Origin of the sequence: Pseudolactococcus raffinolactis NBRC 100932 (genome assembly GCF_001591765.1) — a bacterium.
Classification (GTDB): Bacteria; Bacillota; Bacilli; order Lactobacillales; family Streptococcaceae; genus Pseudolactococcus; species Pseudolactococcus raffinolactis.
The window spans coordinates 1-15064 of record NZ_BCVN01000001.1 but is presented as its reverse complement, the minus strand read 5'-3'; the positions used below and the strand labels follow the sequence as shown (position 1 = coordinate 15064).

The window sequence follows — 15064 nt, the reverse complement described above, 5'->3', positions numbered from 1 at the left end:
GAAAAATCAGTTAAGCCTTACTTCAAGTTTGAAACCAAAGTTTTAAGTAAGACAGCGACTCATCACCACATCAATCAATTCGTATCATCTTAATGACAGATTTATGAGTCTTAGTTTTCAAGCGCAGCAGCCATTGTTGCTTGCACTTCAGCTTCAAAGTTGTTAGCAGCTTTTTCGATACCTTCGCCAACTTCGAAACGTGCAAATGTAACAGCTTTAGCTTCTTTAGATTCAAGGAATTTAGCAACAGTTTTGCTGTCGTCCATCACGTAAAGTTGTGACAAAAGGGCATTTTCTTGGTCGATTTGTGTATTGTCAACAAAGAATTTAGCCATTTTACCTGGCAAGATTTTATCCCAGATTTGTTCTGGTTTGCCTTCAGCTTTAAGTTCTTCCTTGAATTCTGCTTCAACTTTAGCCAAAACGTCATCAGTCAATTGTGCAGCTGAACCGAATCGTGGTACGTGCAAGAATGCTTTACCAGTACGTTTACGGTCTTCGTTTTCGATTTCAATACGTGAAATCAAAGCAGTCGTTTCGCTTACGATGAAGTCATGATCAAGTTCTTCAGCAGACAAAACGCTTGGGCTCATCGCTGCAACGTGCATGGCAACTGCTTTAGGAAGCGCTTCGTCGCCACCTTCGATAACTGTGATAACACCGATACGACCACCATTATGTTGGTAAGCACCAAAGTTTTGGTCATCAGTTTTCTCAACAAGTTGGAAACGACGGAAAGCAATTTTTTCACCGATTGTTGAAGTTGCTTCAACGTAGGCTTCACCCAAAGTTTTACCAGATGAAGTTTGGATGGCAAGTGCTGCATCGTTGTCAGCTGGTTTGTTTTTAGCAATCAATTCTGCTGTTTCGTTAACCAAAGCAACGAATTGATCATTTTTTGCAACAAAGTCAGTTTCTGAATTGACTTCAACAAGTACTGCAACGTTACCGTCAACATAAACACCAGTCAAACCTTCGGCAGCGACACGGTCAGCTTTTTTAGCTGCTTTTGCAATCCCTTTTTCGCGGAGCAAGTCAATTGCTTTGTCCATATCTCCATCAACTTCAACGAGTGCTTTTTTAGCATCCATGATGCCGGCACCAGTTTTTTCACGCAATTCTTTTACTTGAGCTGCAGTAATTGCCATTTTTGATTTCTCCTTTTAGATGTTGAGTTAGTTACTTCGATTTTAGAGCATAACAGCTTTAAAGTCAAGTAGGCGGACTCAATTATTAGATATATAAAGAGGGCTGAGGCGTAGGCCCCGCCCTCTTTCAATTTTTTTGTTAAATGCTTGAGAAGTTTGATATAACCAATTCATTGCAAAGAAGCTTAAGCTTCTTTGCTGAAGAAACGCTACGTGTTTCCTCATTGGTTAATTCAAAAGAAACTTAAGCTTCTTTGTTGAAGAAATGCTACGCGTTTCCTCATTGGTTAATTCTAAAGAAGCTTAAGCTTCTTTAGAACCTTCCACAACTTCTACCAATTCTTCGATTGATTCAGCTGATGCTGGTTCTGATACGTTTGCATCTTCAGCTTCAACTGCATCTTCGCCTTGACGACCTTCGATGATTGCGTCAGCCATTTTACCAGTGATCAATTTAACCGCACGAATGGCATCGTCATTGGCAGGGATGATTACGTCAATTGGATCAGGATCCGCATTTGTATCAACCATGGCAACGATTGGAATGTTCAATTTAGTTGCTTCTTGAACAGCGATTTGCTCTTTATGTGGATCCACGATGTAGATAAGATCAGGAATACGTGGCATATCAGCGATACCGCCCAAGAATTTTTCTAAGCGATCGCGTTGTTTGTTAAGCAAAACAACTTCTTTTTTAGGAAGAACTGAGAAAGTACCATCTTCTTCCATTTGGTTGATTTCTTTCAAACGTGCGATACGTTTTTGAATTGTACCCCAGTTAGTCAAAGTACCACCCAACCAACGGTGGTTGATGTAGTATTGACCAGCACGAGTCGCTTCTTCTTTAACAGCTTCAGCAGCTTGTTTTTTAGTTCCTACGAAGAGAACAACAGCACCGTTTGCTGCAGCTTCGCGTACGTAGTTGTAAGCGTCGTCAGCAAGTTTAACTGTTTTTTGTAAGTCGATAACGTGAATACCGTTACGTTCTGTAAAGATGAACGGTTTCATTTTTGGGTTCCAACGGCGTGTTTGGTGACCGAAGTGAACACCCGCTTCGAGTAGTTGTTTCATTGAAATGACTGCCATGAGCTAGTCTCCTTTTAAAATAGTTTTTTCCTCTTCTGACCGTCAACTCGCCCCGCTACTGGCTTAAGCGCTAGCACTACGGAACGATTATGTCAAAATGTGGTTTAAGTTCCCGCATATTTTTACGGCAACCATTTAATTATACACGGTTTTAGGACATTTGACAAGACTTATTTGTTATATTTGTCAAACAAATCGCCAATTGTCCCAGTAAAATCAACTTGTTCATCCTCAACGTAAAGCTCATCTACTTGATAATGATCCTGAATCGCTGGAATCTCACGATTTTGTAACATTAAAAATTCTTCAACATCTTTAAAGGTTTTAGTTTCTGGCGCATTGCCTGCATTGTGATAAGTAATTTTCATTTGATTTTCCTCCTCCTTTATTATACATCTATTTCTCAGAAATGGCGTTTCTTAAGTGTTTATCACTTTTTATGTAGATAGTGCATGACCCATCTTGCAATAGGTTGGGCAATCAACATTTCTGTCAATAACGCAATTGTAAAGTTTCTTGGCCATTTATAAAAGAACTGTTGGAAAGGTGTTAAGCTAATCGTTTGCATTGCAATCATTGCACCTACAATGGTCATCAACACTGACATTATGGCAACATTTATCAAAATCGTTATCGTGATTTTGGCATTAAAGCTATCCGTTTCTTCTGTTAATATAGCTGCTACCTTTTCTGCAGGCATGTGCGTCAGCAAAACAAAAATAACGACCGCTACTAACATCACTGGCAAAATCGTGAGTGTCTGGCGCCAGGTTGCTAGGCTAAAGCCAACCTCAAATCCTGAAATCACTGGTGCAATAATATTGACCGAAATGACTGCAACAATCCCGAGAAATAGGGCAAACTCCTTGCTATTGCGCGGGAGCTTCATGTAAAAATCCATTGGTAATTAACCTCTTCTTTTCTATATTTACTGAAAAAAAACAGCGCAAAGGTTGCTACCCGATAGAGAACCGGATAGCAATCTTTACGCTGAACCATTATACGCAGTAAATTATATTTAGTATATCACAAAATTTTTTTCTTCGTAAGTCAAAAATCACGAAAAACGATACATAGACTTCTTACCATCTAACTGATACACGCGCCTTATGGTAGTTATCACTTGTCGCAATATCGACCAAGGCTGTCGCATAATCAGCATAAGAGATTTGACTCACGCCATTGTCATCCGTACTAAAAACCTCACCCTCAATCACATAATGACCTTTTTTCTCCCCATCTGCGACAAAATCAGCCGCTGGCGAGATATAAGTCCAATCAACATCAAGTGTCCGCAAATGCGCTAGGCCTCACCCATTGCGCTCGCAAGTGGTTTAAAAGCATCTGGAAAACCGTCGCTGTCTTTTAATGCCACCGTGTGACTTGCATCCAAGTAAAGAGACCCCGCACCCCCAACGACAACCAAGCGTGCATTCGGTGCCAGAATAGCAGCCAAATGTTCTAAAGATGTGGTATGTTGTGGCAGCGATTCTGGCGCCCAAGCGCCAAATGCGTCAATCACAATATCAAAGTTTTTCACATCAGAAGCGTTTAAATCAAATAAGTCTTTAATGATGACTTGACTGGCTTGTGTTTTGTTTGCTTGACGGACAGCCACTGTCACATCTAAATCACGCGCGATCAGCTCGTTCACGATCTTTTGACCCGCTTTACCATTTGCCGCAACAACTAAAAATTTGTTCATTCTATTTACCCCTTATTTTCTATACTAACTTGCTATATCTTGACTACAAGTATATAATAACTTATAAGATAAAAAAATGTAAGTAGGCACTATTTTATTACCTAGGTATCATTTAGTAACTAACGGAGGTTATGCCCATCGAAAACGAAAAATTACTCCCTGCATGTCCTGTCGAATTAACCCTTTCTCTTATCGGAAACAAATGGAAATTCTTAATCGTCCGTGACTTATTAATTGAAACAAAACGTTTTAGCGTCTTAAAACGTTCCATTGGTAGTATTTCTCAAAAAGTATTAACCGATAATCTGAGACAACTCGAAGCATCTGGTATTGTGAAGCGCCAAGTTTACGCAGAAGTGCCACCACGCGTTGAATATTCTCTAACGCCTCTTGGCCAATCTTTAGATAGCGTCCTCGACGCCATGATGACATGGGGAGATCACTATAAAAGCCAGTACGGACAATAAAATATATCAAAAAGCCGCTTGATTTGAAGTCAAGCGGCTTTTTGAGTATCTCACTAAATCATCCAATCACATCAATTTTTATCGGACAAGTTTAGCTTCCTGGTTCACAAGGTGTAAAATCCGACCACTCTTATCCTTAATAACATCGGATAAAACCTTTGGACGCAAACTAGCATGCTCACTAGTCGACAACCATAAAATCTCTTGATCCTCAAAATCCTGAGCGGTTTGATTCAGTTCAAAGGAAGACGTTTCAACATCGTAAACATATAAAAATTCATGAAAAAAATGATCACGATGCGTAAAAAAGTTTTCGATTATCGCATGTAACTGAGCTGACTTAACTGCTAATCCGGTCTCTTCAGTTACCTCACGACTAATCGCTGCTTGCGCTGTCTCCCCATAAGCCACACGACCACCTACTAATGAAATCGTGCCATCCGGCCATTTTGAAACCAAAATTTTGTCCTGATCTCGAATAATCGCAGCAACTCGAATATTTAATCGACCGCCTGTTAGCGCTACTGTCAAATCTTGCATCTCTCAACCTTCCATCATTTCAATCGTTGACTCAAAGTATTGCTCCATGAATTGAATTGTCGCCATAATTTCTTCAGCGGAATATGGCTTGTCAGAATCAGTCACGATCCATTTGGTTTCAACATCATCTGCACGGTGCACGACTGCGATGAGCTGACCCGTAAAGGTCTTCAGAGGCTGATCACCTTCCGTCAAGATATAAGCATCCTGTTCCTCCCCATCTCCACCCATGATACCCGCGACATAGCCGTAATTAATCGGATAAATCGTGCCATCATGATCATACCCAATCGGTCGATCAATGATCACTGTTAGATTTTTTTTCGCCATCCTTAAAACGCTTTTCTAAAATTGACCTGTGATTTCACTCGCTCATAACCAGCTGCCTCATAGAAAAGATGCGCACCGTGCCGACCTTCCCCAGAATTTAGGCGAATACCTGCAGCCCCATCAGCTCGTGCAAAATCTTCTGCTGCTTCTATCAAAACTTTGCCAACACCCTGCCTTTGAAACTGGTCAAAAACAGCTAAGCCCAAAATGTTTTTATAAGGGATGGCATAGGTCACATCATAATCTTTAACATGGATATATCCAGCTGGCTCACCATCCACGAAAGCGACGAAGATTTGATTGGCTGGTTTTGACAAAACAGCCGCCAAGCGAGATTGGCTAAACTCTTGGTCTATTTCATAGCCTAGCGCCTCTTGACCTAGCCGGTAGATCATGGCATGGTCTTCAAGCCTTGCTTTTCTGACGTCAATCATTTCTTATCTCCCTTCTTCAAAAAAACTAAAAATCAAATCAAGCATCGGTTCTTGGTAGGGGAAGAAAATGCCCTGATCCACCATTACCATCACCTCATCATAGCTCGCCCATTTGACTGCCTGCACTTCCGCTGTCTGCAAGTTTAGTACTGTCAAATCAACATCCTGATGGACAATATACTCATCGGCAAAACCGTTTGGAAACTTAACCATAAAATATGGCGCTACTTCAGATAGATCTATGGCTAGACCTAATTCTTCAAAAGTCTCACGCGCCGCAGCCGCTTGACTCGTTTCACCTGCCAGCGCACCACCGCCAACGCTAATATCCCAAAATCCAGGCCAGGCTGGCTTGTGCGGTTGACGTTTCTGAATCAAGAGTTGATTTTGATTATTCATGATACTCACATGCACAATCAACCGATACTCATCTGCCTCAAGTTCTTGACCGCGTTCTGCTGTACGGCCAGTTAACCTTCTATTCTTATCATAAATATCAAATCTTTCCATCATCAAACCTCATTTGCCAATAGTATACCATATTGACAACAATCAAGCACAAAAAAACTTACAAACAAGTGTCTGTAAGTTTTTAAGTTCATATCACTTAGGCTTTATAGTCGTAAGCAATTTCGATGATACCTTTCAATTCAGAGATTAAAGGTTCTTTTGGATTTGCAGTTGTACATTGGTCTTCATAAGCTTTTTCAGCCAAGTGATCAATTTCTGCATCCATTTGTTTCTTAGTCAAGCCTTGTGCTTGCCAGTTCATTTCGATACCTGTTGCTGTACCAAGATTATAAACGGCAGTTGCAAGTGCTTCAACCAATTCAGCTGTTGTATCGCCTTTAAGACCTAAGAAGCGCGCAATGTCAGCATAGTCTTCATCCGCACGGAAGAAGTCATATTTAGGGAACATAGCATGTTTTTGAGGGTCTTTTGCATTGTAACGGATGATGTGTGGTAACAGAATCGCATTTGTACGGCCGTGAGGAATGTTCCAAGCACCACCAACTTTGTGGGCGATTGAGTGACAAATACCGAGGAAGGCATTGGCGAAGGCCATACCAGCCATTGTAGAAGCATTGTGCATTTTTTCGCGAGATTCTGCATCACCAGTCTTAACTGATTTTTCAAGATATTCGAAGACAATCTTGATTGCTTGCAATGACAGACCACGTGTATAGTCAGATGCCATAACTGAAACATATGATTCAATCGCGTGAGTTAAAACGTCCATCCCTGTATCAGCAGTCACACTAGCTGGTACTGACATGACGAGTTGTGGGTCAATGATTGCCACATCTGGTGTCAAAGCGTAGTCAGCTAATGGGTATTTTGTATGGTCATCTGAATCAGTGATAACCGCAAATGGTGTCACTTCTGAACCAGTACCTGATGTCGTTGGGATACAGATGAAGGTTGCTTTTTCAGCATATTCAATCTTATAAGCACGTTTACGAATATCAAGGAATTTTTGTTTTGCGCCGAAGAATGATGTGTCTGGGTGTTCGAAGAACATCCACATACCTTTCGCTGCATCCATTGCTGAACCACCACCAAGGGCGATAACCACATCTGGTTGGAAGCTATTAAACATTTCAAGACCTTTATAAACTGTGTTTGTAGACGGGTTAGGTTCTACGTCAGAGAAAACTTCAACACGTGGGTCATGAGGGTTCTTTTCAAGTTGTTTACGGACAAGGTCAGCATAGCCAAATTGAACCATACCTGGGTCACAAACAAGCATCACACGCTCAGCTTTAATTTGTTGCAAGTAAGTGATTGAATTTTTTTCAAAGTAAACTTTTGGCGGCAATTTGAACCATTGCATATTATTTCTCCGTTTAGCAAGCGTTTTAACGTTAATCAAGTCAACTGCTGATACGTTATGTGAGACTGAGTTATGACCGTAAGATCCACAACCAAGTGTCAATGATGGCAACATTTCGTTGTAAATGTTACCAATACCACCTTCAGCTGCTGGCGTATTCACAAGGATACGACAAGCTTTCATACGGATACCAAACTGGATTTGCAAGTCTTCATCTTCTGTATGGATAACAGCCGTATGACCAAGACCACCAAGATCAAGCATCGCTTCACAAAGGTCAAGTCCTTCTTCAGTTGAGTTAGCTTTAACCATTGCCAAGACTGGAGATAATTTTTCACGTGACAATGGGAAGTCAGCTCCAACACCAGCAATTTCAGCGATGAGTAATTTTGTTTCTTCTGGTACTTTAATGCCTGCTAATTCAGCGATATACTTAGCTGAGAAACCAACGATTTTAGGATTAACTGCATGACCATCAGGCAACATCACAGCTGCTTGAAGTTTCGCTAATTCAGCTTTAGATGATACGATATAAGCGTTGTGTGCTAAGAATTCTGCTTTTACGTCGTTGTAAACTTCGTTATCAACGATGATCGCTTGCTCAGATGCACAAATCATCCCATTGTCAAATGTTTTTGAAAGGAATAAATCATTAACAGCACGTTTGATTTTAGCATCTTTTGTAATGTAAGCAGGTGTGTTACCAGGACCTACACCAAGTGCTGGTTTACCAGTTGAGTAAGCAGATTTAACCATGCCCGCACCACCAGTTGCCAAAACTGTTGCAATCGTTGGGTGGTTCATCAAAAGGCCAGTTGCTTCGATTGATGGCGTTGTGACCCATTGGATACAGTTTTCAGGCGCTCCAGCTGCAACTGCTGCATCTAGCACGATTTGTGCTGCTGCTGCAGATGATTGTTGTGCTGATGGATGGAAAGCAAAGATGATTGGATTACGTGTTTTAATCGCAATCATTGATTTGAAAATTGTTGTTGATGTTGGGTTAGTTGTTGGTGTCACACCACAGATAACGCCGACTGGTTCAGCAATTTCAACGATGCCAGCTTCTTTATCTTCGTTGATCACACCAACTGTTTTGTTATCTTTGATAGCATTCCAGATATATTCAGAGGCATACATATTTTTGATGGCTTTATCTTCATAGATACCGCGGCCAGTTTCTTCCACTGCTAATTTCGCCAATGGCATATGTTTGTCAAGTGCTGCCATACTCATTTCATGAACGATGTGGTCAATTTGCTCTTGATTTAATTTCTCAAGACCTTTGAGTGCTTCTGCCCCTTTAGCAGCAAGCTCGTCAATCATGCCAGCAACGTCAAATGTTTCAGTTTTCTCTACAGTTTTTGTAGCCATCTTTTTTCTCCTTAAATGTGAACTTCAGCATTACCTTCTAGGAAAAAAGTTGTTTTGTCCGCACAAGCAACGCTTGATAACGACAACCCCCTTGTTTTTCTACAAAAGTTTGTAACACCTTCAGTATCATGCCTAAAATAGTAGTTCCGATTAGGTTTAGATAAGTTAGTGAAATAATTAACTTATCTTTATGTCCTTATTATATCATACTGGAAGCGTTTGTAAAGTCATATTTAGAAATTTATCACTTGTGAATCAAACGACTTTGTGAATTAATTCATTTATTTGTTATTAGTCTTGTTAAATCAAGTCTTTTTCTTCACAAAGTAATCAAAAAAACTTTAAAAGAAATTGAATTCACAATCTTTTGTCCACCTTTCACATCAACACTATCAACTGTATAAATGGGGAGGCTTACTAAAAGTCGTTTTGATACTTATTGCAGTTAAACTTCCTTATATTCGAGACCGAAATTAACTCTAAACAAAACACCTCCAAAATTGCTTTTGAAGATGCCGATAAGTAATTTACTGAAAAATATTGACAGGCAAACAATAAGAATGGCTATCAAAGCTAACCTTGAATGAAAAACTTAGCTAAGGGAAGGGGGAAGCTAAGAAAAATTTTATAATCAGCCGATTTCAGTAAACTACTTGTGAAAACACTTGACTAACCTTGTTTATCATCTCTATCCCTATACTCTACGTGAATACTAGGGTCTGAACAGAAATGAGGGATTTGTTCAAGATAATGAGGTGAAACTTATAAGGGGGGGAATTGGCTAGTCAAGTGCTCTCACAAGTAGATAGATGATAATCATCTATCTACTGCAATAGGTAGAGAATATTTTAGACCTCACTAGTATACTATACTAAAATCACTGAATTTTTTTTAGAAATTTTACCTACCGCCCATTTTTTTCGACCAAACGTTCAATTTCATACCAATATTTGAACCAAATGCCTCTAAAGTAACTCACAAATTTTAAAATAATACCAGTATCTGTTACTCTGACATCTTTCTCATAATATAGGCTTCAAACTGAGCGATGACTTTCTTACGTTTTCTAATCGCAATCGGTACTTTTTGACCATTACTCATATGGCAATAACTAGCATCTACTCTCTTAACTTTAGCAAAGTTAACAATATAACTTCGATGTACTTGATAGAAAGCCAAGGAGAGATCAAGTTCATTGAGCCACCACTTCATATTACCCCTGTGTTCATAAAGCTCATTTTTTGCGGAAATACTGACTTTTTTATCGAACGCTTCAACATACTCGATATCTTCGTATTTCAGTCTAAGTCTAGCATCCAGAAAAGCGTTGTAGACAAGTACAAAGGCTTTTTCAAGTTCTGCATCATAGCTCGTTAGAACCTCTGCAATCTTTTGCGCTTCGATCGGTTTAGGAATAAATCGAAAGACGTTGTATTTAAAAGCATCAAACACCTTACTTCTATGATTTGTCACCAAAACAACTTTCGCCTGTTCATTTTTCATAAGTTTTTCAGCGATATAGAAACCTGTGACATCTGGCATATCAATATCAAGAAAAAAAAGTTGATGCTTTTTTTGATGTTTCAGTAACTCCAAGCCATGCGAATATTGCGTCACCATCACAACCAAACGCAGTTCCTTGGCTACAAAACGAATGGTTTTTTCTAACTGTTCCAGAAAAATCCGTTCGTCATCACAAATCGCTATATTTATCATCATTCTTTTCTTCCTACTTTTCCTTCATGTAAATTGGATGACGATTTGGTCATTAAAAAAAGGAATGAAAATATGAGTTAACGATTCCCTTAATAATTTTGAAACAAGATCCCCAAAACACAACCCTTTATAAATATACAATATTAACATAAAAAAATTCAAGACTTTATACTGTGCGTCCAATATAATTACCGAACGTTCGTCATTCTAACTTAGTGATTAAGAATCAGTGACTGAATTCCGCAAATGAGAAGCATCAAAGGACTATCTAAGATATCAAAAAATAATTGTTAACCGATTAAGTTCCCTCTATTTATGGGGTAAAAGTAAACAGACTGAAAAAATATCTGCTTTCATTTCGTAAATCATTTTTCCACCATATTTTTCGACAATAGCTTGGCAATTTTTCTGTCTGAAACCACTTGACGCAGTAACTCCCCTAGAATTTTTGGAATGATGGGAGCTGTCCAGAGGACTGTTTATCTTGATTAGTAAGCCTTGTGTAATCTCTTCAACATAAAAGTTGATGTAGCGCTCAGTTATAGAGGATGGCATTATCTCTAAGGCCTCTTTAAATAGATTGCTAAACAAGATCACATTATCAATATCAGTAAATTTAAAAGCAACTGGAAATTGTCCTTCAAAGTGGAGCAGGTTTAAAGGAAGGTTGTATTTGTCAAATAAATCTTTTAGAATGATATTCAATAAAGGCATGTTTGTGACAGCTGCATGTTGATCAAAAAGTTGCTGCTCACCTTCACTCATATAAGCCTTTACACGAGCGTACTCTTCAACCTGAATCAGGTAATTTATCGCGATAATGTGGTTACGTAAATCATGCCTTAACTTCTGGGCATACTTTTCGCGTAATAATAATGTTTCATAATAAATTTCTTGTCTCTCTAATAACTCCCTATTCATATGGGCATATTCCCGCCACTGAATTCTTCGCTCAACTAGTCTTTTGAAACAAGACCAACAGAGGAGTACAAAGAAGGTCGATTTCATTCCCAAAATAAATATTTCTTGCATTGACATCGTACTCGTATCAACTCCGAAATGATAAGAAGGCACCAAAATGACAAGACTGGTCATATAAACAAGCAAAATATATAATTCTATCCGCTTAATTTTCATCATGTCTTGCTGAATATTAGTAACTTTCATTGAGGCTAGAATGATAAGCAAAGACATAAACTGTAAAAGTTCAATTTCAAAATTAATATTCTCAGATACTTGAATTGATGACAGGAAAAATAGAGAGAATTTAAACCTATCCATTAAAGACAGAATGGTGAAGAAAAAAATACTCGCACTTAATATCACGAAGAGGTCACGTCGATTATTTTTTTTGAAACATGCACCCACTATCAAAAGTAAAGCAATCGGCATAACATCTGTGACATCAAATACAAGTAACCCAACTGTTAATGCTAGAATACGAGCCAAAGTATATTTTAATTCTTTTTTGTTTTGATCATAATACAAACATATATCTGTTACTAATAACAATTTACTTACGGTCAAGATAATTCCCGTCATGATTTCCAATTCTTCCTAATTTCCCTTACTTTATAAGCCATAACTTGTTGATCTCTCAGTAGCTCAATAACTGAATAAAAGTTTTTTTTGCAATCCCTATAATGATAGACTATAAAACTTAAACAAAAATTAATTTCTATTGTTATACTATATTCAAATACACAGAGTTTTAGATTACTACAAGCAATCACTTCAACTCAACCACCTTAAAAAACAAAAAAACTGCTCAAACTCAAGCAGATTTTTTAAGTATTCATACTAGGCATAAGCGCAAAATCACGAGCTATTCTTTCAAATAGTCAATTGCATCCTGCACTGTTTTCACTGGGACAATTTTCATCTTTGTATTCAGTTTTTTAGCTGCAGCCAATGCTTCTTGATAGTTTGACTTAACACCAGGCTCGACTTTCTTCATCTCTGGGGTTATCTCATCATCAGGCGCTAGAAAAATTTGAGCACCATTGCGACTGGCAGTGGCGATTTTTTTATCAATACCGCCAATTCGACCGATTTTCCCATCTTTTTCAATCGTACCTGTACCCGCAATCTCCCGACCTTTCGTTAAATCTTGGCCCGTCAATTGGGAATAGATTTCAAGCGTAAACATCATCCCTGCAGATGGGCCACCAATCGCCCCCGCATCAATTGTCACAGATGGCGTACTCTTAACCTCCGTATGATCCACCAAGGTAATCCCAATTCCAGCTTTACCATCTGCGATCTTAATCGTTTTGCCGTCTGCCGATTTTGCCTTACCCGCTTCATCTGTATACTGAACTGAAATCTTAGCCCCAATCTTTTGGGACTTGATGTAGGTCATCAGCTCCTCAGATGATTTAAAACTTTGCCCATTGACACCTGTCACTGTATCCGCGATATGCAAAACATCTTTAAACGTCGATTTCTTCAGCACATCCAGGACATAAACACCTTTATAATCTAACTCAAAGGGTTTCCCCGCCAACTTAAATGCCTCGTAGGTTGCAGCATTCTGAGCACTTGCCATGTAAAAAGCATTCATCCGATTGTAATCAGCATCCGTCTGGTTACCCATCATGTCTTTTTTACTGTAAACATCGGTAAAATCCGTCAATGCAGCATAAATCAAGCTCGCACCCGTTGCCCGCATCATCGAAACAGTCGTCAAATTCAAAGCCCCTTCTTCTGATTTTTGGTGCAATGGTGTCTGATTGACTTTTATCATCTCACCAACATTTTCAGTCGTGCCAGGCATCTCAACATAGTAGGGTAGGGGGAGCAAAACACCAAGAAAAACTAGGATACCAACAAGACTAGCAATAGCCCAGCGTTTTTTTATAAATGACTTTTTACTTTTGATCAAATTTTTTCTCCAATTCAAGCGCTACAAACTTCGGTACCCATTTTGATACATCAATACCAAAGTGTACTAATTCTTTCATTCTCGAGCTGCTCACGTACTGTAACTCTGGTCTGGCCGCAAGTAGAATGGTTTCAATCCCTGTCATCTCATGGTTAAAATAAATCATGGCTGACTCATAATCTAAGTCTTGCGCATTTCTCACGCTTCGAACCAGCGCCGTCACACCCAATTTCTGAGCGACATTGACCGTCAAATCCGACTCATGAACGATAACCTCAATGTGATCAAAATCAGCCAATAGCTGGTTCATTATATCTGCTCGCTCTGTCGATGTAAAGAGAGGATTTTTTTTGTCGTTATTGAAAATGCCGACATAGAGCTTGTCGAAAAGTTTCGCAGCGCGATGGATAATGTCCAGATGACCATTGGTAATTGGGTCAAATGTACCTGTATATAATCCGATTTTCATTGGTAAACTACCTCAAATTCTTCGTATAATAACGCAAGTTTATCTTCATCATAGACTAGATTTTCTTTGGTAAACGCTGCTTTAAAAAATGCACGATGTGCAGCCTGCCAGTAGGCGATTGATAAATCGCCTTCACCTTCTAGACGTGCCATCTCTTCTGTTACTTCATTAAACATAAAGCGCTTAATTTTTTTAGTCTGCAGGATCGCAATCGGTTCATTTGAACCATTTAACAAAATATCATAAACTTTGTTTTCTGTTGGAAAGGCAACGCCTTCAAGTTCATAGAAAACAACCGCAGAACTTGTCCCAGTTTTCTTGCCTTCAAGGACAAGTTGACCTAAGTCATCCGCCATTTCAACTGTGGCACCAAATGACCAACTAGAGCCAAATAATGGTGATTCAATGTCAGTAGCCACTTCAAACTTCTGCCAATATGCTTGCTCTATTGCGTTCATATAAACTCACTTTCGATATGCCATAATTTTTTTGTTTGATGAGATTAAAATTCGCAATGCTCTCAGGTAGATCAACAGATCTATCTGTTTCACAGATAATCGTTACATCTGGCGATAAAAGGCCTCTATCATTAAGATTTTCAATATCTTTGACAATCTGTTCTTTAGCATATGGTGGATCTAAAAAAACTAAATCAAAGGACTCATTCAACACAAACATAGCTTTATCAGATGTCATTTTCATCAGTGAAAAACGCCCACCATCCTTTGTCATCTCAATATTGGCTTGTATAACTTGCTGAGCATGCCTATCTTTCTCAACCATAATAGCTCTATCACATCCACGAGATACTGCCTCAATCGCAAGACCTCCTGAACCTGAGTACAGATCTAAAACAAGTCCACCATCGAAATATTGTCCCAACATAGAAAATATAGCAGCTCTGACTTTATCACCAGTTGGTCGTGTATTTTTTCCCTCTAAAGTTTTTAGGGTTCTTCCCCCATATTCACCAGCTACAACTCTCATATTCCCACCTCAAACTATCTCTTAACATTATAACAAATTTAGTTCAATAATCGTAAATACAAAAAAACGACTGAAATCAGTCGTCAATTA

At 39.0% G+C, this 15064-nt stretch carries 16 protein-coding genes and 1 pseudogene; 1 reads left to right on the top strand and 16 read right to left on the bottom strand.

The window, feature by feature from the left end; genetic code table 11:
• Positions 1–110: 110 nt before the first annotated feature.
• The 5 genes and pseudogenes from tsf to LRA01S_RS11170 form a co-directional block, all read right to left on the bottom strand.
• A complete protein-coding gene (tsf, locus tag LRA01S_RS00085) occupies positions 111–1148 on the bottom strand; it encodes a translation elongation factor Ts (RefSeq protein WP_061773619.1) in 1038 nt (345 codons plus the stop codon).
• Positions 1149–1451: 303 nt separating this feature from the next.
• Positions 1452–2234 carry a 30S ribosomal protein S2 gene (rpsB, locus tag LRA01S_RS00080; RefSeq protein ID WP_061773618.1) on the bottom strand — a complete coding sequence of 261 codons (783 nt, stop codon included), beginning with the start codon at positions 2232–2234 and terminating at the stop codon, positions 1452–1454.
• Positions 2235–2404: 170 nt separating this feature from the next.
• A complete protein-coding gene (locus LRA01S_RS00075) occupies positions 2405–2602 on the bottom strand; it encodes a DUF4649 family protein (protein WP_061773617.1) in 198 nt (65 codons plus the stop codon).
• A gap of 62 nt (positions 2603–2664) precedes the next feature.
• Positions 2665–3135 (bottom strand): DUF2798 domain-containing protein, encoded by a 471-nt coding sequence (locus LRA01S_RS00070; protein WP_061773616.1) that lies wholly within the window; start codon positions 3133–3135, stop codon positions 2665–2667.
• Positions 3136–3316: 181 nt separating this feature from the next.
• Positions 3317–3939 (bottom strand): annotated as a pseudogene (locus LRA01S_RS11170) (NAD(P)-dependent oxidoreductase).
• Positions 3940–4070: 131 nt separating this feature from the next.
• On the opposite strand from LRA01S_RS11170, the gene LRA01S_RS00060 reads away from it, so the two are divergent.
• Entirely contained in the window at positions 4071–4406 is a 336-nt protein-coding gene (locus LRA01S_RS00060; protein WP_061773615.1) for a winged helix-turn-helix transcriptional regulator, read from the top strand.
• Between the two features lie 78 nt (positions 4407–4484).
• On the opposite strand, the gene LRA01S_RS00055 is transcribed toward LRA01S_RS00060, so the two are convergent.
• From LRA01S_RS00055 to rsmD, 11 genes are all read right to left on the bottom strand, one after another.
• Positions 4485–4946, bottom strand: coding sequence for an NUDIX hydrolase (locus LRA01S_RS00055; RefSeq protein WP_061773614.1), 462 nt, complete (start codon positions 4944–4946; stop codon positions 4485–4487).
• A 3-nt stretch (positions 4947–4949) separates the two neighbouring features.
• Positions 4950–5276, bottom strand: coding sequence for an inorganic pyrophosphatase (locus LRA01S_RS00050; RefSeq protein ID WP_061773613.1), 327 nt, complete (start codon positions 5274–5276; stop codon positions 4950–4952).
• A gap of 2 nt (positions 5277–5278) precedes the next feature.
• Positions 5279–5710 carry a GNAT family N-acetyltransferase gene (locus tag LRA01S_RS00045; RefSeq protein ID WP_061773612.1) on the bottom strand — a complete coding sequence of 144 codons (432 nt, stop codon included), beginning with the start codon at positions 5708–5710 and terminating at the stop codon, positions 5279–5281.
• Between the two features lie 3 nt (positions 5711–5713).
• Complete coding sequence (locus tag LRA01S_RS00040; protein WP_061773611.1) at positions 5714–6223, bottom strand: NUDIX hydrolase; 510 nt, start codon at positions 6221–6223, stop codon at positions 5714–5716.
• 94 nt (positions 6224–6317) lie between these two features.
• Positions 6318–8918 carry a bifunctional acetaldehyde-CoA/alcohol dehydrogenase gene (gene adhE / locus LRA01S_RS00035; protein WP_061773610.1) on the bottom strand — a complete coding sequence of 867 codons (2601 nt, stop codon included), beginning with the start codon at positions 8916–8918 and terminating at the stop codon, positions 6318–6320.
• A 1005-nt stretch (positions 8919–9923) separates the two neighbouring features.
• Entirely contained in the window at positions 9924–10637 is a 714-nt protein-coding gene (locus LRA01S_RS00030; protein ID WP_061773609.1) for a LytR/AlgR family response regulator transcription factor, read from the bottom strand.
• Positions 10638–10943: 306 nt separating this feature from the next.
• Positions 10944–12176, bottom strand: coding sequence for a GHKL domain-containing protein (locus LRA01S_RS00025; protein ID WP_061773608.1), 1233 nt, complete (start codon positions 12174–12176; stop codon positions 10944–10946).
• 283 nt (positions 12177–12459) lie between these two features.
• On the bottom strand, positions 12460–13518 hold the full coding sequence (locus tag LRA01S_RS00020) for a SepM family pheromone-processing serine protease (RefSeq protein ID WP_061773607.1): 1059 nt from the start codon (positions 13516–13518) through the stop codon (positions 12460–12462).
• Positions 13505–13987, bottom strand: coding sequence for a pantetheine-phosphate adenylyltransferase (coaD, locus tag LRA01S_RS00015; protein WP_061773606.1), 483 nt, complete (start codon positions 13985–13987; stop codon positions 13505–13507). Before coaD ends, LRA01S_RS00020 begins: the two co-directional genes overlap by 14 nt.
• On the bottom strand, positions 13984–14445 hold the full coding sequence (locus tag LRA01S_RS00010) for an ASCH domain-containing protein (protein WP_061773605.1): 462 nt from the start codon (positions 14443–14445) through the stop codon (positions 13984–13986). Before LRA01S_RS00010 ends, coaD begins: the two co-directional genes overlap by 4 nt.
• On the bottom strand, positions 14408–14974 hold the full coding sequence (gene rsmD, locus LRA01S_RS00005; RefSeq protein WP_061773604.1) for a 16S rRNA (guanine(966)-N(2))-methyltransferase RsmD: 567 nt from the start codon (positions 14972–14974) through the stop codon (positions 14408–14410). Before rsmD ends, LRA01S_RS00010 begins: the two co-directional genes overlap by 38 nt.
• Positions 14975–15064: the final 90 nt, after the last annotated feature.